This window comes from Mucilaginibacter sp. (assembly GCF_028288225.1).
Classification (GTDB): domain Bacteria; phylum Bacteroidota; class Bacteroidia; order Sphingobacteriales; family Sphingobacteriaceae; genus Mucilaginibacter.
The window spans coordinates 20748-40505 of the sequence record NZ_JAQBOC010000050.1 but is presented as its reverse complement, the minus strand read 5'-3'; the positions used below and the strand labels follow the sequence as shown (position 1 = coordinate 40505).

Here is a 19758-nt window from a genome sequence, read left to right as displayed (position 1 = left end):
TTCACCCTGCCTTTTATGTTAACGTTTTCCACAAAGTTTTTAGTTTTTAACACCCCCCAGACCCCCCATTTCCAACAATAACAATATTTAATAAAAACTATCTTTGGTAATACAAAGGAAAGGGTCTAATATATCAGCACAGGGCAACGCCCTGTGATAAATAAAAGCACCACCCCGAAAGTCTGTGTCCTCACAGACTTCCTTAGGACGGGTCTGTATAAAAATACCGGTTTAATTTGAGCAAAATGAATTATGGTGACGGTAAATCCACTGTCAACAAGGAAGAGAAAAAGAGCGTAATCAAATAAACATATTCACTATCATTTGCCAAAAATCATCAGGCTCAACGGGTGTAATGTCAAATTTCGCATCGATCATGTCTGAAAATTCAAGAAGCTCCCGACTCATATTAATTGCTTTAGTATTGTAAATTACGACAATTATATACCAAAAACCAAATTGGTATTGTGTTTTTTTGATAAATTTTTATTGAGTTAAATTTCAACTTCGGCGGTTATGAGTTTCAACCTATAAAACCAAGAACCCACACTTATGCAAATGCAGTTGGCCAGCATAAGGTAAATAAAGTCGTCTCTGTCACGAAAAATGTCACGAAAATGTTTTTCTATAATGAAAATTACCACATTGATCAATATACCTGTTATGCAAATTATCCACCTTGCGATCGTTAAGTCCTGTGCGAAACGGGTTACCAGCATTATTACTATCATGAATCCAAACCAAGTGATAAATAAGGTCAATAGCCCGATAGCTATGATGATGAAATAGACAATGCCGGTTGATTCGTCGAAGCCATTTCCGGTCGGTGAGGCTTCCCGATGATAGCTCAAAATGAAAAAGTAAAAGGCAGATACAACAATGACACCGCTAAGCCAGACCTTAAGGCTGTACAATATATTTGTTACCACTGAACGGATAATTATGTAGTTAATGGGTCTTCCCAGCTTGTGCCTCCTTTGCGGCCTCTGCGTTAAAAATTAACCACAGTGAACACTAAGAAGGCACGGAGATCGCGGAGTTGAAATTGTTTACTCCCTGTCCCAATTAATCTTGCGGGAGAAATACATCAACATCCCTACAATTATAAATAAGGCCACGCTTCCAATTATCAGCGCAAAATCTTCCAGCTGGATGATCACAAAAATGAAAACATAAAACACCGATAAAATAAAACCAAAGAGCAGGGCCGCATTCAGGTTTTTAAGCAGGGAGCCAATAAATGTGGTGATAAGCCCTACGGTTGCAACCGATGCCACAAGGTAAGCCGGGTTAAAACCAATCTGCTCTGAAAATGAGAGCAAGAGCGAATAATAGATGATCATTGCGGCACCTATCAGCAGGTAATTAAATACATGGACTTTTTGTTTGCGGATAACCTCGGTAAGAAAGAGTGAGATGAACGTCAGCATTATTATCAGTAATGAATACTTGCTGGTGCGCGTAGTTTTTTGATACTGATCAACCGGTAAGCGCAGCTTTACGCCAAATGATGCGTCAGCCTCCTTTTTACGATCACTTAATAAAGTATCATTGCCAACCCATTGTTGCGGGTAAGGCCTGTTATAGTACAGCATGCGCCATTTTGCCGAGAATCCACCGGTATCCACTACGCGGGTATCGGGCAAATAGCGGCCGTCAAAACTTGGACTGCTCCAATTTCCTTTTGCTTCAACATCGGTTGTTTTTCCTAAGTGTAAAAAGCTTAATCCCTGGCTGCCTTTTAAATCAAGCGTAAAATCAAAAGGGATCTCACCTGTTTTAGCTGTTAAGTTAACATTGGCCTGCAAGCCGCTGTTAAAAGGAGAGTGGCTGTCAAAAATTGGCTCTGCCTGTGATGACTGGCCCGCTGTATTTATTACAGGGTTTGTTTTTAAGCCTTTCAAATCAGAAATACTAAACGCAATGCGGGCTTTTTCAGGGAGCAGCTGGGTGGCCGACAAATTAAGTGCGTTCAGATCAGCCGGTGCAAAGTTCCCCGACACCTTTACAATTGTATTGTAAACCACTACGTCAAATATTCCGCGATGCAGGATCTCTGTCTTTAACTCCGCTTTAATATGCAGGTTATCAGGCAATACGTATAAATTCTCCATCACATCTTTCTCTGCCTCCTTCTGTGAATCGTCAAGGTATTTAACATGCTTTTTATAAGGGATAGTTAATACCGGTCCGCGGATCAATTGGCTGGCCGACCATTTGTCTGATACATCCTTCATCATTTCCTCTTGTCGCGTTGCCCGCTCTTTGACCAGGTTTTCTACCAGTGATGATGGGATCAGGAGCACTAAAATAAGAAACCCAATAAAGGCCAGCTTTACGGTTACCGATTCCTTTAACCAGTGCATAAAGCCACGTTTTTCGTCAATTTGTTCTGTCATGATTATTTATTTTAAAGTACTTTGTATTTCAAAGTAAATGAATAAAAAAAAGTTTGTGTTTATTGTTCAATAATTTGTTTTTGCTTTGCCCCGGCCATAATAAGGTAGGAGTTTAAAGTCAAAAGGCTCATCAGTCCGATGTATGAGATCTTTTCCGGCAAGGTTCCCCTAAACCCTTCATTAATCCCGTTATAAGTTACCCATAAAATAAACAGGACATTGCCGCTGATGGCGGCAAAACGCATCAAAAAGGTTAAATTTTTGTTCTGCATGATCATTCGTTTTAGTGGTGAAAAATTAGTTGGTTTTCTGTTGCTTAATTAATTGCTCCAAAGCATCTAAATGCTGTTTAAATGCTTTTTTCCCTTTTTCTGTCGATTCATAGGTTGTGTTTGGCTTGCGGCCTAAAAATGCTTTATGCACTACAATATATTCCTCCTTTTCCAGCGCTTTCAGGTGCGATGCAAGGTTGCCATCGGTAGTGTCAAGCAGTTCTTTAAGCGAGTTAAAGTCATACCGGTCGTTAACCATCAGCACGCTCATGATCTGTAACCTCAGACGGTTCTCAAATGCTCTATCAAGTTTATCAAAGGGGATTTTCACCTGTCGTATTTAAAGTACATCATGCTGCCGTAAACAATATGCAGCACACCAAAACCAAAGGCCCAAAATAGCAAACCATAACCGGGTAAACAAGCGGCAATAAGGCCTAAAATTATTTCGCACAGACCCAGGTACTTAACCATTGTAAAAGTGAAATTGCTTGCACTTACTAATGAGAGGCCGTAGAAGATAAGCGATGTTGGGCCAACTATTCCATAATAACCACGGACAAGAAAAATAAGTATTACCACGCCTCCTGTTACCAAAGGTGTTGCCATGTGAAATAATAAAGCCTGGCTTGTTTTACCCCAAACCGGCTGGCCTTTTCGTTTTGCCTTTTTGGTTGTTAATATCACCCCGGTAACTACCGAAAGCAGCAAAGTAACAGCAGCTATAGCGATTAAATTATAAAGCGGAACCGGATCGGAGTGAAGATTTAATGTTGTATATGTTCTTGTGCTTCCGCTGTAAACTATGCTATAGGCCAGGCCTGCAGCAATCAGCGCATAAATGCCTGCCAGGATCCCCGAGAGGCCGCTGAGGGATATAAATTTTGAGGATCGCTCCATCAGGTTGCGGATGGAGGCCAGCTCGTCCTGTATTTCTTTTTCTTCCACTTGAAAGTACTTTGTTGTTCAAAGTAAGCATTTTTAAATTGATAATGCAAATTTTATTTAGAAATTAGTTTTAATTAAGAGTTATATGATAAAAAAGATTTGGAATAAGCTTTTTAACAAGGCAGAAGAACCACAACCCGGCAATTATATTGTTGCTCAATTGAACGATAAATTAATGCCTATTGACAGGGGAGAAGTTTATGAAGATCCATTGGATGAGTTTTTAAAGCAAAAATGGTATGGTGAAATTTCAGGTGGTGGGACTTTACTAAGCAAAAGCAATGAAATTGAATATTGTGATGTGGAAATAAAACTTAGGGAAAAAGATATAAGCAGGCAGGCAATTGCTGAAATAATAAACAAGCTTGAAGAACTGGGTGCTCCTAAAGGTTCTAAACTTATAATTGAAGATACAGGTGAGAAAATTGAATTTGGGAAACTTGAAGGGCTTGCCTTGTACCTGGACGGTGTAAATCTTTCTGATGAGGTTTATAAAAATTCTAACCCTGAAGCACTTATACTTGATATAAAAAAACTAACTAATATAGAAAGTGATATAGTTAGATATTGGCATGGAAATACAGAATCAGGAATGTATTTTTATGGAGAATCATTTAATGGGATGAAGGATGCTATTGCGAATTTGATAAATTCTAACCCTGAATGTGAAAACGCCAGGGTAGTGCAAATTGCCTGATCAAGAGAGAAGGAGATCAATTGTTATGCTATTATACCTAACCTAAATTATCTCCATGAAACCGGATTTAGAGGAGCTTATTGAATTATACGAGGCTGAAAGACAATTATTAGAGGATTGTATTAAGGACAACATAGAGGAGTGGGATTATTTAAATGCTCATTCTAATTCACTGGCACTGTTTAAAGTCAATCAAAAATAAGAATACTTCATAAAATGAAAGATCCGTTTTATGATGAAAAAGTACAACTGGAAAGGATGATTAAGATTCGTGAAAGGTTCAACAAAGACGAAGCCATTAACGCTTACTACAAAGAAATAATTGATAAAGATAAAATTAAGCTGCAAAAACTGACGGATCAGAGAAGCGAGCCATTTTACGACGACCAAAAAATAGATGACGCTTTGTTCGGTCTCTGGGCTGGCATTTACAGAGGTTTTATTCTTTATCTTAATAAGAAGGATAACTTAAGCTTCACTTTTGAATCAACTGATGATGAGCTACTGGATATTTCAATCAGTGCAAAGTCAGCATTAAACGTTGAATATTTTTTTGGTGATGACGATGAAGAAGACAGACCATTAAATAAATTCAAAGGGTTGGGCTTCGCGTTGAATAACGCAGGCAATAAATTGATCTATAAATATGATATGGGAAATTTCAAGGATGCTATTGCTGTCAAAATATTGCTCTCCAGGATCATATATGATATTTTTACATATGCTGAACTGGATAATCCCGCAAGCCTGATGTATTTTTGAGCATTTCTTTCGTCTGAATCAGAATTTACAGGATTAAAGAATTAACAGAATCTCGCCCGCGTTATCCTGAAAATTTAAAAATTCTGTAAATTCTGATTCAGACAAAATTCCGAAATCAAATAGTTATCGCCGCCTTCACCAAGTAGGGCAGGATCTCTTTTTGAAATGAAACAAAGTTTTTACGAACGTCTGAGTCGCTTACCGAGGTAAAGGCAAAGCTGAAGACAATGCTTTTGCTGCATTTTATTAAAAAACGCAGGCGCTGCAGGTAGTTTTCCTGCTTGCGCAGGTCGCTTAGCTGTGAGAAAGCGCTTACCAGCATTTCTTCCAGCTCATTGGAGAGGTTTTTAAGAAAATCCTGTGAGTTGGCTGATTCGCGGATAAAGTCCCAGCCGATAAACTCATTACACACAGTGTAGCTGAGGCGGCAGGTTTTCATAATCAGAATGTTTAAATGCGCCTCCTCGTCCATTTCAGGTGTGTTATGATGGATCAGGTCATTCACGCTCAGCTTGATATAATCCATCAGCAGGGAGTGTAAAACATCCTCTTTGCTGTCAAAATACTTATAAATAGTGGCTTTGGCTATTTTAGCCCGTTTGGCAATTTCGTTTACACTGGTTTTATGGTAACCGAATTTTCGGAACAGATCCTGCGCTGCGCGCTTAATGCTTTCTTTTATTTTATCGGCTTCCATGTCAGTTGGATACAAATATCTCAAAATTACTGACATTTATAGCATGTGATTTGAGTAATCTGGTTACTAAGGCTTTTAAAATTGCCATATCATTAATTTGATACAAATATTTCAGAAGAGTTTGTAGTTACGTAATAAGCCCTGAGAGATTTGGTAGCGGGCGCCTTTACAGGGGTGCCGTCTGTTAATGAAAACTTCGATCCGCTGCATGGGTCGGTGGCTGTAAAACCCGAACCATCAATAGTTACTGCACATTTATTTTGCGGCTGATAGCTGCTGCAGCGGTCATAAGCAACGTATCTTCTATCTGGCGTCCGATATAAAATTAAGCCTGCAACGCCGTATCCGCTTATTACAACATAGCCTCCGCTGGCGTTTAATGGAAGTATTCGCGGGTCAAATAATGATGCCTGGAAATTTACCGGCACACTGGGTACCGCGTCACCCTGTTTGCCACATGATAAAAATGCTAGCGGAATAACTATTAACAGTAAAAATTTCTTCATATTATATAATGTCTGCCTGAAATTGCTTTAAAAAACGAACATCGTTTTCAGAGAATAAACGCAGATCACGTATAACATATTTTAAATTGGCAATTCTTTCTATTCCCATACCAAAAGCAAACCCGGTAAACTTTGTGCTGTCAATACCGCAATTTTCCAAAACGTTCGGGTCAACCATCCCGCAGCCTAAAATCTCAACCCAGCCGGTGTATTTACACATATTGCAGCCTGATCCCCCGCAAATAGTACAGGAGATATCCATCTCGGCCGAAGGTTCGGTGAACGGGAAATAGGAGGGACGGAAGCGCACTTTAGTGCCTTCGCCATAAAGCTCCTGTACAAAGTGGTAAAGGGTTTGTTTCAAATCTGAGAATGAAACATTCTCATCAATATACAAACCTTCAACCTGGTGAAAAAAGCAATGTGCACGTGCTGAGATAGCCTCGTTGCGGTAAACCCTGCCCGGCATAATTGCGCGGAAAGGCGGCTTGCCATTCTCCATCATCCTAACCTGTACAGATGAGGTATGAGTACGCAAAGCAATATCATCCTTACCATGTTTTTTCTTGATAAAGAAGGTGTCCTGCATATCCCTTGCCGGGTGCTCTTCCGGGAAGTTCAGCGCCGAGAAGTTATGCCAGTCGTCCTCAATCTCCGGCCCTTCAGCCACAATAAAGCCCAGGCGTTTAAATATATCGATGATCTCGGTACGGATCAGCGACAGGGGATGGCGTGAGCCTACTGCAAAGCCATCGCCGGGCAGCGTGAGATCAAGGCCTAAGTCTTGAGTCTTAAGTCCAGAGTCGGTGGCTTCTTTCAACTCATTATACTTTGCTTCGGCCAATTGTTTAAATTGGTTAAGCACTTTACCAAAGGTGCGTTTCTCTTCAGGGCCAACATTTTTAAACTGCTCAAACAGGTCCTTTATAATTCCCTTGGTGCCTAAAAATTTTATCCGGAATGCTTCCAGTTCCTCTGCATTTGCAGGTGAAAAAGCATTGATCTCGGCGGTGTATTGATCTATTTGGGCTTGCATTATAGTATTTTTCTTAAAAATTCCTCGGCGTTAAGAACCGGGATGTCAAATTTTTTGTAATGTTTTATATTTCGGCTAACAATCAAATCGCATTTGTTTTCTTTTGCAATGTGATATTGGATGCTATCTTCAAAATCTGCCTGATTAGCGATAATTGCTGAATTGATATGGCTTGCTCCAAAAGGAAGAACGTTTATCAAATCCATTATATATTTAACTGAAGTTACAGCAATGTTTTTGTTTAAATTTTTTGAAATAATGTAATGAACGTTTGCTAAAATCAATGCTGATGTATTTAACTCAATTATTTTTTTTATTTCATCTGTAAGCAGCGTCCTGCTGTAAATAAAAAAAGGCTCTCTGTTAAGTAATAAATCTAAAAGTATGTCGCTATCAACAAAAACTTTTTTATAAGTCATACTTTTCCTTTAAATACTCATATTTGGCATCCCAAAGATTAATATCATCGGGCACTTTGCCTTTTAATATTCCGCTGAGTGCTTTTATTTCGTCCGAGACTTCTATCTGTTTAAGCTTTTTAATAAAAGGATCTTCCTCTTCAACTTCGTCTTTTTTTGTTATATCGGCCAAAAAGTCTGAAACAATTTTTGAAATGCTCGTCTGATGTTTATAAGCATATCTCTTTGCTTTTGCAATTCTATCAGGTTCGATACTCAATGTCAACTTTGCCATAATAATAAACTCTATACGTACAAATATAATAAACTTACACGTATTATTTTATCACTCCCAACTCTTTTCCCACCTTGGTAAACGCTGCAATAGCTTTATCCAAATGTTCCGTATTATGGCCTGCAGAGATCTGCACCCTGATGCGTGCCTTTCCCTGCGGAACTACCGGGTAATAAAAACCTATCACATAAATACCTTCCTCCAGCATTTTGGCGGCAAATTCTTGTGCCAGCTTGGCTTCATACAGCATAACAGGCACAATAGGGTGCACACCTGGTTTAATATCAAAACCTGCTTCGGTCATTTTTTGGCGGAAGTATTGGGTATTGGTTTCCAATTTATCGCGCAGATCAGTTGTTTCGCTCAGCAGATCCAATACAGCTATTGAAGCGCCGGTAATTGATGGAGCAAGTGTATTTGAAAACAAATAAGGCCTTGAACGCTGGCGCAGCATATCTATGATCTCTTTACGGCCAGATGTAAACCCACCCGATGCTCCGCCCAAAGCTTTGCCCAGCGTACCGGTAATAATATCAATCTTACCCATTACACCATGATGCTCATGTGTACCGCGCCCGGTTTTACCCATAAAGCCCGAGCAATGGCTCTCATCTATCATTACCAAAGCATTGTATTGCTCTGCCAAAGCGCAAATTTTATCAAGTTGTGCAATAGTACCATCCATGCTGAAAGCGCCATCGGTAACAATAATCCGGTGACGGCAATCTGCAGTAGCTTTTAGCTTTTCTTCCAGGTCGGCCATGTCATCATGTTTGTAGCGCTGGCGCTGGGCCTTGCATAAACGTACGCCGTCAATAATTGAGGCATGGTTCAGCTCATCAGATATTATAGCGTCCTGCTCATTAAACAGGGGCTCAAAAACACCGCCGTTAGCATCAAAAGCAGCAGCATATAATATGGTGTCTTCAGTTCCTAAGAACTCAGCTATCTTTTTTTCAAGTGTTTTATGTATATCCTGGGTGCCGCAAATAAAGCGTACGGATGAAAGTCCGTAACCGTGTGTATCCATTGCCTCTTTTGCCGCCGCGATGACTTTCGGGTTGTTTGATAAGCCCAAATAGTTATTCGCACAAAAATTTATAACTTCTTTTCCGCCTTGTACTGTAATATCAGCACCCTGCGGCGAGGTAATTATCCGTTCCCGTTTATATAAACCGGCATTTTCAATATCGGTTAGTTCCTGCTGTAATACCGGTTGCAATGTGTTATACATAATGAGTCAGTTTTTGAGAGCGCAAAATTAGGGAATTAATTTAAATGCGGAACGCGAAATGCCGATTGCGGAATGTAAAAACATATTGCTCTTAATACTTCCGCAATCGGCATTTCGCATTCCGACTTCAAAAATCCTTTCAGCTTTCACCTTCTTTTCGTACTTTTGCACCTCATTTCCCACTGTTTGCAGCAGTATCAATGAATGTTATGGCAAAATATAATACACTACTATACTATTGTTATTCAACAATAGCTGATGCGGAGCAATTTGCTGCCGATCATTTAAAATTCTGTAAAAGCCTGGACCTGGCTGGCCGTATTATTGTGGCTACCGAGGGATTGAATGGCACTGTTTCCGGTTCGCCTGAATCTTGCAGGATTTATATGGACACCCTGCATGCCGATCCGCGCTTTGCTAATATAGATTTTAAAATTGATGAGGTTGATGCGCTTTCATTTGTAAAAATGCATGTGCGTTACAAATCCGAAATTGTGCATTCAGGTCTGCGCGATCCGAAAATCATCAATCCACAACAAAAAACCGGCAAGCACCTGGAGCCCAAAGAGTTTTTGGCGATGAAGGATGCCGAAGATGTGGTGATTCTAGATGTGCGCTCAAACTATGAGCATAACCTGGGCAAGTTTAAAAATGCAATAACACTGGATATTGAGAATTTCAGGGATTTTCCGGAGATGATCAATCAGCTGGCTCAATACAAGAACAAAAAAGTAGTAACCTACTGTACCGGTGGTATTAAATGCGAAAAAGCATCAGCTTTACTATTGCATGAGGGCTTTAATGATGTATACCAATTGCATGGTGGCATTATAAAATATGGCAAGGAAGCAGGCGGCGAGGATTTTGAAGGCAAATGCTACGTGTTTGATAACCGGCTTTCTGTTGATGTGAACAGCGTAAACCCTATAGTGATCTCAACTTGTTTTAACTGCGGTAAAACAACCCCAAAAATGATCAATTGCGCTAACCCTGAGTGTAATGAGCATTTTACACAATGCGATGAATGCGGCACAGCTATGGACGGTTGCTGCAGCATTACCTGTAAAGAACATCCGCGCAAAAGGGTTTATGATGGTACAGGCTATTATGTAAAAATTCCACAGCCGGTAAACGTCAATAAGAAGGCAAAGGTAACTGCAGAATAATTAAGCAGAGCAGACGCAATGCATTGCGTCTCTACAATATTTCAAATTCAATCCGTATTTTCGTAGAGACGCAATGCATTGCGTCTTTGTTGTATAAACCCTATGCGTAAAGCACTTCTGTTTTTTGCTTTTTTATTTTTAAATCTTGTAAGCGCTAATGCTGCCGATATAAAAAGCATTGGCGTGCCTTATGTGCAAAATTATACCAAGGCTTTATACCAGTCGGGTAATCAAAACTGGTCTATAACCAGGGATGAGCATGGTATAATGTATTTTGGCAACTCCGAAGGGCTGCTAACTTTCGATGGCAAGTACTGGCAATCATACCCTATGCCTAACGGACTTATTGTGCGCTCAGTTGCGGCTGATGGCAAAGGCAAAGTGTACGCTGGCGGCTTTGGCGAGTTCGGCTATTGGGAAACAAATAAAAACGGCTCATTAAAATATCATTCGCTCATACAGTTGGTACCCAAAAAATACCAGCCGGTAAACGAGGAGGTATGGAAAATCTACATTGATAACGGACAAGTTATCTTCCAGTCGTTTGGCTCCATTTACATTTATAGACAGGGGAAGATCAACGTAATAAAAGGCGCAAACCCTTTTTTGTTTTTATATAAAACAGGCAGCAGGTATTTTGTTGAGGAAGTAAATAAAGGTTTATTTGAGCTGAAGAACAATCAGCTTAACTATATTGAAGGCAGCGATAAAATGGGCAACAGCGGGGTTTTATCCATACTATCCCTGCCAGGAAATAAATTCCTGATCGGCACGGCCCGAAATGGCTTGTTTATTTATGATGGCAGGCAAATTAACGAGTGGCGTAACCAGGCTAATGATTTTTTAAAAACCTACCAGCTTAATAATGGGGTTTTACTTTTGGGTAAATATATTGCCTATGGTACTATATTAAATGGCATTATCATAATTGATACTGCAGGCAATGTGGTGCAGCACATTAACAAATCGAGCGGTTTACAAAATAATACGGTTTTAAGCTTGTTTATTGATAATGAGCACAACCTGTGGACAGGCCTTGATAATGGAATAGACCGTATTGAAGTAAACTCGCCGCTGTATTTTTATTTTGATAAAAGCGGCCGTTTCGGTACAGTTTATTCCAGCATTATTTTTAATAATAAGATCTACCTGGGCACCAACCAGGGACTATTTTATAGTGATTGGATTGAAAGTGGCAATAAAAGGCTCTTTCAATCATTTGATTTTCAGCTGATTCCCGGTTCGCAAGGCCAGGTTTGGGAGCTGGCATTGCAGGATGGTAAATTGCTTTGTGGGCATAATACGGGTACATTCCAGGTTAATGGGAATACTATTTCAAGAATAACTGGCATAAGCGGGGGATGGACAATAAAAAAACTAAATACCAATCAACTAATCCAGGGGACTTATACCGGCCTTGTGTTCTATAAAAAAGATAATGCCGGTAACTGGGCTTTTGACCATAAATTGGAAGGTTTTGGAGAGCCCTCGCGGTATGTGGAGCAGGATAATAAAGGGCAGATCTGGGTGAGCCATGCTTATAAAGGGATTTACAGGGTAACATTAACCAACGATTTAAAAAAGGCAGCATCAGTTAAATACTATGATAAGCGCTCAGGTTTGCCGGGCAGCTATAACATCAATGTGTTTAACCTGGATAACCGCATTGTATTCTCTTCCGATTCTGGCTTTTATGTTTATGATGATATAAGCGACCGGTTTTCAAAGTACCAGCAGTTAAATAAAATGCTGGGTACGTTCTCATCATCAAACAAAATAATACCTGCGCTCGGTAAAAAATATTGGTTTATTAATCATGGCCGCGTGGCACTGGCCGATCTTTCAACACCGGGCAAAATGAGCATCGATTCAAACCGGTTTAATATCCTTGACGGGCGGATGGTTAAGGACTACGAGAACATTAGCCGTATAAACAGCTCCATTTATTTAATAAGCGTTGATGATGGCTTTGTGATTTTGAACGACGAGGACGCCCTGCAGCAAACCCGGACAAAATTGCCAATGGTACTGGTAAGGCGCATTGAAAACATAACCGACCGCGTAACCCCGATTGTAAATCACGGCGATCAGAATGACATTGAGGTACCTTACACACAAAACAATATCCGCATCTCCTATTCCCTGCCATTTTACAGGCAGGAAAAAATTAAATTTCAGTACTATCTTGAAGGCTATTCAAAGCAATGGAGCGACTGGAGTACACAGACCCAAAAAGAATTTACAAATCTTAACCAGGGTACCTATAATTTTAAGGTACGGGCCAAGATAAATGAAGAAAATGTTTCGCCGGTAACAACCCTTAAATTTACGATCCTGGCGCCCTGGTATGCCGGCAAAATAGCGGTGTTTTGCTATTTATTGCTGATTATTTTAGCTTACTTTTTGGCAACTAAATATTACCGGCTAAAGCTTAAAAGGCACCAGCACCATATTCACGAAAAATTGCAGAAGGAGAAAGAGGAATTTTTAAAGCAGGAAGCAATTGTAAACGAGCAGCAAATTGTAAAGATAAAAAACGAACAATTACAGGCCGACCTTGCAAGTAAAAGCCGGGAGCTGGCCAACTCAGCCATGAACATTGTTTATAAGAACGAACTGCTGCAAAAAATAAGCGAGGAGATGACCCATCTTAAAGATAGCACAGGCAAACAGCTGGCTGATGAGCAGCTGCGCCGCATCCAAAAGGTTATTGATGAGGGTATGAATGATGAGCGCGACTGGAACATATTTGAAAGCAGCTTTAACGAGGCTCACGAAAACTTCTTCAAAAAACTAAAATCAGGCCACCCCGATCTGGTACCTAATGACCTGAAACTTTGCGCCTATTTACGAATGAATATGAGCAGTAAAGAAATGGCCTCATTATTAAATATTTCGTTGCGCGGGGTCGAGATCCGCCGTTACAGGCTGCGTAAGAAGCTCAATTTGGAGCATGATAAAAATTTGGTGGAGTTTTTAATAGAACTGTGATGAAATTTATTTTTTAAATTTGTGTATGGAAACAATGATTATGCACCCCAAAAATAAAGAGCAGTTATCTGCTTTAAAGGCTGTCGCTAAGGCATTGAAAGTTGAGTTTGAAACAGAAGCAAGCCCTTACAATCCTGATTTTGTTGCTAAAATTAAAGAAAGTAAAAAACAAATTGATGAGGGGAAATACACAACACTTGATCCCAATAAATCGATATGGGAAAATTTAAAGTAGTTGTTTCTGATAGGGCAACAAAGAATTATTAGATATTCAAAAATCTGGAGATAAAGCTTCTATCAAAAAGATTGCGAATATTTTTTTGGAGTTATATGAACATCCCGAAACAGGTATTGGGAAACCCGAACGATTAAAATTTGACCTTTCAGGATACTGGTCAAGGCAAATAAATAAGAAAGACAGATTAATTTACCTCATAGAAGATAAGTTGGTCACTGTAACTGTGGTTTCTGCCAGTGGCCATTACAGAGACAAATAATTCTGATTCTCAAATATTCCCCTAGTATTCCTTTTCCCTAATGTTTCGTCTGGCGCAAAACGCAGGTTTATTACTGCCTTAATAAAAATTTCATTGAATATTGTTTGAGATCCGCTGTTACAGGCTGCGTAAAAAGCTCAATTTGGAGCATGATAAAAACCTTGTAGAGTTTCTCATCGAGCTTTAATACTACATCATTACCTCTCATAACACTTTTTAAATGTAGTAGTTGGGGCCTTGCTGGTGTAGTATGTAAAGAATACACTATCATTTACTTAAATAGTTGATTATCAATTTGGTATAAAGAACAAGCATTTTTAATGAGAAAGTGTTAGTTATAGTGATGTAATAATGTAGAGTTATATAATTTGTTAAAATTGTATTATCTCGCCAACTTCGACCTACAAAAAAACCAATTTTTTTAATCCTACTTTCTTAAAATTTAATTAACCACTATGAAGAGAATTTTTACAATCTCAGGGTTAGTACTGTTATGTTTCATGTTTATTAATGCTGCAGTTGCACAAAACATTACTATTAAAGGTAAAGTTACTGATGCAACTACCGGCGAAGCACTTGTTGGTGTTAGCGTAGCGGTAAACGGAACGTCGACCGGTACTCAAACCGATGTAAATGGTGCATTTACAATTAATGCCCCATCAAATGCAACTTTAAAAGCATCCTATATAGGATACACTACACAACAAGTTGCGGTAAACGGACAAGCAACTGTTGATATTAAGCTGCAGGTAAGCTCAAATGAACTTGCACAAGTAATTGTAGTTGGTTACGGTACCCAAAGAAAACTAGATGTTACCGGCTCTGTATCCACAGTTAAAGGCGAAGAAATTTCAAAACAATCCTCAACAAACGCTGTCAGCGCTTTACAGGGTAAGGTATCCGGTTTACAGGTAACAAACTCTGGGTCACCAGGTGCGTCACCGCAGGTCAATATCCGTGGTTTAGGTACCATTTACGGTAATACCGGGGTATTGTATGTAGTTGATGGGGTTTGGTATGATGATATCAGTTTCATTAATCCGTCTGATATTGATAATATAAGTATTTTAAAGGATGCTTCCAGCACATCAATTTATGGTTTACGGGCAGCAAACGGTGTTATATTGGTTACCACTAAAAGAGGTAAAAAAGGCGCAACAAGGGTAACTTATGATGGCTATGCAGGTTGGCAAACAGTTACCAACCCGGTAAAAATGGCTAATGGTACCGAATATGCCACGCTAATAAATGAATTGTATGGTGTAAATCATACTACTCCCCTTCTTTTTCCTGATCCAACAAAATATGGTAAAGGTACAGACTGGTACGGACAGATCCTGCGCGATGCATTTAAAATGAATCACAACGTTTCAATTAGCGGCGGAACAGACAAATCAACCTATAATTTCTCATTGGGTTTTCTTGACCAGGACGGTTTAGTAAAAAACAATAACTATAAGCGTTATACAGCAAGATTTGTAAATGACTATACTCCAATTAGAGGTTTAAAATTAGGCTACACTGTCGGCGGTTTGTTTAGCCAGTCGAAAGATATAGACGGAGGCATATTTCATCAGTTATATGGCGCCGCCCCGGTAGTTCCTGTTTTTTATGCTGACGGCAGTTATGGCGATCCAACTGATTTTAACCTCGGTGGCGGTAATAATTATAATCCAGAGGCCACGCTTGATTTTTATAATCATACATCAAAAAATTACACATTTACAGGTAATGCTTATGCAGAGTTGAAGTTTTTAAAACACTTTACCTTTAAAACCAGCTTTGGCGGTGAAATTGCCCAGGCTGAAACAATTGGATATGCACCGGTTTATAAGGCTACACTTATCCAGCAAAGCACTACCAGTTTATTATCAATTGGCAGAACTGATACCCGTAACTGGATAGCTGAAAATACATTGACTTATGACAATACATTTGGCGACCATAAATTAACTGTATTAGCAGGGCAAACAGCACAGCGTTATAAAGCTTACTTTATTAACGCCACAGCTCTGAATGTTCCAAACAGCAGCAATGGTGACCATTATCTTTCCCTTGGTGATGTAAACGGCAGAAATGTAAGTGATGGCGGAAGTTTAACAACAGCAGTATCATATTTTGGCCGGGTAAATTACTCGTTTAAGGATAGATATTTGCTTAATGCTTCAATAAGGGCCGATGCAGGATCACAATTCTACGGAAGCAATCTGTGGGCCTATCTTCCATCAGTAGGAGCAGGATGGGTGATATCTAATGAAGATTTCATGAAAGATCAAAATATTTTCAATACCCTGAAGCTTCGCGGCAGCTGGGGTAAAGTTGGAAATGCCGGTGTACCAATTAACCCGACTACACTGGTAGTAAGCCAGGATCCCGGTTACACTGCTATTTTTGGCGCTGATCAGTCCGCCCATACAGGCGCCAGCGTAGTTTCAGTTGTTCCGCCTGCTATTTTGGTTGAACGCGGTGTGGGTACTGATATTGGTTTAGAAGGCACGGTATTAAATGATCATTTATCATTTGAAGCTGATTTTTATAACCGCACAACGCAAAATGCAATTTTTGCAATTCCAATTTTGGCATCTGTTGGAACAGCGTCCGGTAATATAATTGGTAACCAGGCAAATATTCAGAACCGTGGATTTGAATTTTCAGCCACGTACAGAAGTAATACGTCCAAAGATTTCAGTTATTCAATTGGTGGTAACTTTAGTATAAATAATAATAAGGTTACCCAGGTAACATCCGGTAAAAACCCTATTTATTCAGGCGGTAACGGGATTGCTAATGGAGCATTAGCTACCAGAACTGTTGTAAACGACCCAATTGGTGAATTTTACGGGTACAAGGTTACAGGTATTTTCCAAAATCAATCGCAAATTACCGGATCAGCACAGCCTAATGCAAGACCCGGTGATTTTATGTATGCTGATTTGAATAATGATAAAGTTATTGACGGTAAAGACAGGGTTGACCTGGGTAATCCTACACCTAAATATACTTACGGCTTTAATACTAATTTTAATTACAAACATTTCGATTTGTTATTAGCTTTCCAGGGTGTAGCAGGTGTTAGTGTATACAATTCTAATATTGCCTACAGGTTCGGTAATGAGAACTTTACCCAAGACTTTTATGATCACCGCTGGCATGGTGAAGGAACCTCAACTACTTACCCTTCTGCTGCCGTAGGTTCAACGGCAAACTCAGCTCCAAATTCATTTTATGTTGAAAGTGGTTCATATTTCCGTGTTCGTACTGCCCAGTTAGGATATACGCTTCCGGGATCTATCCTGTCAAAATGGAAGATGCAAAAGATAAGAGTTTTTGCAAATGCAGAAAACCCGCTTAACTTCTTCAAATATAAAGGCTTTAGCCCTGAAGTTGGGGGAACTCCTACTAACGCAGGTATAGATGCAAATGTTTACCCGCTATCGGCCACTTATACCTTTGGTGTTAACGTTACTTTTTAATCGGAATAAAGATGAAGAATAGAAAAAATTATATACAAAAAGCATTAGGATTTAGTCTTTTTGTAATGCTGATATTATCCCAAAGCTGTAAAAAGAGCTTTTTGGATGTGCCGCCGCAGGCAACCCCTCCTGCAGTTACTTTTTGGAAAACTGCAAGTGATGCTGATAAAGCTGTAAATGCTGCTTATGCCGATTTGCATGAGTGGACAAATGTTGCCTTTGCACCTATTGCACTTGAAAGCGTGGGATCTGATGATGCTGAAAAAGGAAGCAGTCCTGATGATGCATCATATATGAATGATTTTGACACTTTTACTGCTTCTTCTACAGAAGGGCAGATCGCTGATTTTTGGGGAGGAAAGTATAAAGCCATAAATCTTTGCAACCAGGTGCTTGATAATGTACCTGGCATCAGCATGGATGCAAATTTAAAGTCACGCTACCTTGCAGAAGTTAAATTTATGAGAGCTTATGCTTATTTTAGGCTGGTAAGGGCTTTTGGAGATGTGCCGTTGCGTTTGCATTTGCCTAAAAATGCGACTGAATATAACATACCCCGAAGTCCGAAAGCACAGGTATGGGCAGCAATTGAAGCAGATTTAACCGATGCCGCCGCCGTATTGCCTCAAACATATGACGCCACCAACCTGGGCCGTATCACAAAAGGAGCAGCTTTAGCTTTGCATGCTAAAGTAGCTATGTACCAGAAAAAATGGAACGACGTGCTAAACCTTACTAACCAGGTTATGGGCCTTGGCTATTCATTGTTCCCTAATTTCGAAAAACAGTTCAGAACTGAAAATGAAAATAATTCTGAATCGGTATTTGAAATTCAATGTGCTTACGTTGATGGTAATAGCGCTGCTTCTAATTCACAATATTCACAGGTTCAGGGTGTGCGCGGAGTTACCGGCGGTGGCTGGGGCTTTAACGTGCCTACACCAAGCCTTGTTGCCGAATTTGAGCCGGGTGATCCGCGTAAAAACGGCACAATAATTTTCAGAGGGGTTAGCACAGTGGAAGGTGATGCTATCCCTGCCGATGGTGACAATCCTATGTACAACTACAAATCATATGTGCCATTTAGTCAATTTCATCCCGGTTATAACGAAGGCTGCCAGCAAAATATAAGAGTGATCCGCTTTGCTGAAGTGTTGCTAATGAATGCAGAAGCAGCTAATGAATTAGCCAATCCTACCCTGGCTTTAGCCTCTCTTGAAAAAGTTAGGGCCCGTGCAAGGAGTGGTAACGCAGCAATTCTTCCACAGGTAACAACTACAGATCAGGCTGCCTTACGCGCTGCTATATGGCATGAGCGGAGAGTAGAACTGGCAATGGAATTTGACCGCTATTTTGATGTTATACGCCAGGGACGTGGTAAAGAAGTTTTTGGGCCAAAAGGATGGAAGGAAAATAAAAATGAAGTTTGGCCTATCCCACAAAACGAGATTGATTTGAGTGCAGGAACGTTGACTCAAAACCCAGGTTATTAATAATTAAATTATAATCAATTATGAAAAAATTAAATATTTATATAATAGCTGTTATGTTTATCAGCGTGGGCTTATCATCCTGCCGAAAGGCGTTTGATCCCAAATCATATGCGCCGCCGTTAAGCGTTGGAGGGTATACAAGCGTTAAAGAAATTGCAAAAGAAAACTTGGTAGCATATTGGTCATTTGATGGAAACCTTATTGATAGTGTTTCCGGGAGTGCAGGTACAGCAACCGGAACCACATTTGGTACAGGCTTTGAAAGACAAGCATTGCAGGGAGCGCTACATAGTTATGCTTTAGCCGATGTGCCGGCAGCTGTTGCTTCAATGAAGAGCTTTACTGTAACCGAATGGTATAATTCAGCGCCTCCGGGCTCCGGAATTATCGGGATTTTTACACTTTCAAAATCAAGTGCCTTTTGGGGTAATATTGAGGTGTTTTTTGAAAATGGAAGTACCAATGATAACGGGAAAGTACGCATACATATCGCAAACGGTGAAACAGACAACACCCTTGCCGTTGATAACCTTCAGAATCTCTTTAACAAATGGGTTAATCTTGCGGTTTCATATGATGGAGCAACTTCAATTGCTACATTGTACATCAACGGGTCAAAGGTATCTTCCGGAACGGTAGGTGGTCTTACTGGTAATTTAACGTTTAATAATGTAGGTAAAATGGCCTTCGGCTGTGTTCAGTTTCAGACAAGTCCGAGCCTTACTTCAGCCACAGGGGCACAAGATTGGGCAAGCTATTTGACAGGCCAGATAGACGAAGTTAGAATTTACAACAAAGCACTAACTGATTCTCAGGTCGGTGCAATTATAGGCCTTGAGGGCCGTGGGAAATAAACAGTTGATTGATTATGAGGTTGCCCGGATTTTTGGGCAG

The 19758-nt window shown here is 39.9% G+C and carries 20 protein-coding genes; 10 read left to right on the top strand and 10 right to left on the bottom strand.

What is annotated here, in order from left to right; all coding sequences use genetic code 11:
* Positions 1–1049 precede the first annotated feature (1049 nt).
* The 4 genes from creD to JWQ54_RS15480 are packed head-to-tail and all read right to left on the bottom strand — an operon-like array spanning position 1050 to position 3619.
* Complete coding sequence (creD, locus tag JWQ54_RS15495; protein ID WP_299586372.1) at positions 1050–2399, bottom strand: cell envelope integrity protein CreD; 1350 nt, start codon at positions 2397–2399, stop codon at positions 1050–1052.
* Positions 2400–2458: 59 nt separating this feature from the next.
* On the bottom strand, positions 2459–2671 hold the full coding sequence (locus tag JWQ54_RS15490; RefSeq protein WP_299586370.1) for a hypothetical protein: 213 nt from the start codon (positions 2669–2671) through the stop codon (positions 2459–2461).
* A gap of 25 nt (positions 2672–2696) precedes the next feature.
* Positions 2697–3002, bottom strand: coding sequence for a transcriptional regulator (locus tag JWQ54_RS15485; protein WP_299586368.1), 306 nt, complete (start codon positions 3000–3002; stop codon positions 2697–2699).
* Positions 2999–3619 (bottom strand): hypothetical protein, encoded by a 621-nt coding sequence (locus JWQ54_RS15480; RefSeq protein ID WP_299586366.1) that lies wholly within the window; start codon positions 3617–3619, stop codon positions 2999–3001. Before JWQ54_RS15480 ends, JWQ54_RS15485 begins: the two co-directional genes overlap by 4 nt.
* Before the next feature lie 85 nt (positions 3620–3704).
* On the opposite strand from JWQ54_RS15480, the gene JWQ54_RS15475 reads away from it, so the two are divergent.
* From JWQ54_RS15475 to JWQ54_RS15465, 3 genes are read left to right on the top strand one after another with little or no spacing between them, the layout of a single operon-like run.
* On the top strand, positions 3705–4316 hold the full coding sequence (locus JWQ54_RS15475; RefSeq protein ID WP_299586364.1) for a hypothetical protein: 612 nt from the start codon (positions 3705–3707) through the stop codon (positions 4314–4316).
* Between the two features lie 55 nt (positions 4317–4371).
* On the top strand, positions 4372–4518 hold the full coding sequence (locus JWQ54_RS15470; RefSeq protein ID WP_299586362.1) for a hypothetical protein: 147 nt from the start codon (positions 4372–4374) through the stop codon (positions 4516–4518).
* Between the two features lie 14 nt (positions 4519–4532).
* Positions 4533–5078, top strand: a complete 546-nt coding sequence (locus tag JWQ54_RS15465) for a hypothetical protein (RefSeq protein WP_299586360.1) — start codon at positions 4533–4535, stop codon at positions 5076–5078.
* Positions 5079–5193: 115 nt separating this feature from the next.
* Here JWQ54_RS15465 and JWQ54_RS15460 read toward each other — a convergent pair whose 3' ends face one another.
* The 6 genes from JWQ54_RS15460 to kbl all read right to left on the bottom strand — a co-directional run bounded on the left by JWQ54_RS15460 (position 5194) and on the right by kbl (position 9244).
* On the bottom strand, positions 5194–5775 hold the full coding sequence (locus JWQ54_RS15460; RefSeq protein WP_299586377.1) for a TetR/AcrR family transcriptional regulator: 582 nt from the start codon (positions 5773–5775) through the stop codon (positions 5194–5196).
* 92 nt (positions 5776–5867) lie between these two features.
* Positions 5868–6281: a hypothetical protein gene (locus tag JWQ54_RS15455; protein WP_299586357.1), complete on the bottom strand. Its 414-nt coding sequence runs from the start codon at positions 6279–6281 to the stop codon at positions 5868–5870.
* Between the two features lies 1 nt (position 6282).
* A complete protein-coding gene (pheS, locus tag JWQ54_RS15450; protein WP_299586354.1) occupies positions 6283–7317 on the bottom strand; it encodes a phenylalanine--tRNA ligase subunit alpha in 1035 nt (344 codons plus the stop codon).
* Positions 7317–7736 carry a PIN domain-containing protein gene (locus JWQ54_RS15445; protein WP_299586352.1) on the bottom strand — a complete coding sequence of 140 codons (420 nt, stop codon included), beginning with the start codon at positions 7734–7736 and terminating at the stop codon, positions 7317–7319. The genes pheS and JWQ54_RS15445 overlap by 1 nt, the downstream gene beginning before the upstream one ends.
* Positions 7726–8010, bottom strand: coding sequence for a DUF6364 family protein (locus JWQ54_RS15440; RefSeq protein WP_299586349.1), 285 nt, complete (start codon positions 8008–8010; stop codon positions 7726–7728). Before JWQ54_RS15440 ends, JWQ54_RS15445 begins: the two co-directional genes overlap by 11 nt.
* 43 nt (positions 8011–8053) lie before the next feature.
* A complete protein-coding gene (kbl, locus tag JWQ54_RS15435; RefSeq protein WP_299586346.1) occupies positions 8054–9244 on the bottom strand; it encodes a glycine C-acetyltransferase in 1191 nt (396 codons plus the stop codon).
* Positions 9245–9453: 209 nt separating this feature from the next.
* On the opposite strand from kbl, the gene JWQ54_RS15430 reads away from it, so the two are divergent.
* The 7 genes from JWQ54_RS15430 to JWQ54_RS15400 all read left to right on the top strand — a co-directional run bounded on the left by JWQ54_RS15430 (position 9454) and on the right by JWQ54_RS15400 (position 19718).
* Positions 9454–10410: a rhodanese-related sulfurtransferase gene (locus JWQ54_RS15430; RefSeq protein ID WP_299586343.1), complete on the top strand. Its 957-nt coding sequence runs from the start codon at positions 9454–9456 to the stop codon at positions 10408–10410.
* A gap of 102 nt (positions 10411–10512) precedes the next feature.
* The gene (locus tag JWQ54_RS15425; protein ID WP_299586340.1) at positions 10513–13401 is read left to right on the top strand and encodes a triple tyrosine motif-containing protein; all 2889 of its coding nucleotides are present in this window, start codon (positions 10513–10515) and stop codon (positions 13399–13401) included.
* Positions 13402–13426: 25 nt separating this feature from the next.
* Positions 13427–13636 carry a DUF2683 family protein gene (locus tag JWQ54_RS15420; protein ID WP_299586338.1) on the top strand — a complete coding sequence of 70 codons (210 nt, stop codon included), beginning with the start codon at positions 13427–13429 and terminating at the stop codon, positions 13634–13636.
* A 34-nt stretch (positions 13637–13670) separates the two neighbouring features.
* Entirely contained in the window at positions 13671–13898 is a 228-nt protein-coding gene (locus JWQ54_RS15415; RefSeq protein ID WP_367187103.1) for a Txe/YoeB family addiction module toxin, read from the top strand.
* A 455-nt stretch (positions 13899–14353) separates the two neighbouring features.
* The gene (locus tag JWQ54_RS15410; RefSeq protein WP_299586335.1) at positions 14354–17371 is read left to right on the top strand and encodes a TonB-dependent receptor; all 3018 of its coding nucleotides are present in this window, start codon (positions 14354–14356) and stop codon (positions 17369–17371) included.
* An 11-nt stretch (positions 17372–17382) separates the two neighbouring features.
* Positions 17383–18864: a RagB/SusD family nutrient uptake outer membrane protein gene (locus tag JWQ54_RS15405; RefSeq protein ID WP_299586332.1), complete on the top strand. Its 1482-nt coding sequence runs from the start codon at positions 17383–17385 to the stop codon at positions 18862–18864.
* A 20-nt stretch (positions 18865–18884) separates the two neighbouring features.
* Entirely contained in the window at positions 18885–19718 is an 834-nt protein-coding gene (locus tag JWQ54_RS15400) for a LamG domain-containing protein (RefSeq protein ID WP_299586329.1), read from the top strand.
* Positions 19719–19758 lie beyond the last annotated feature (40 nt).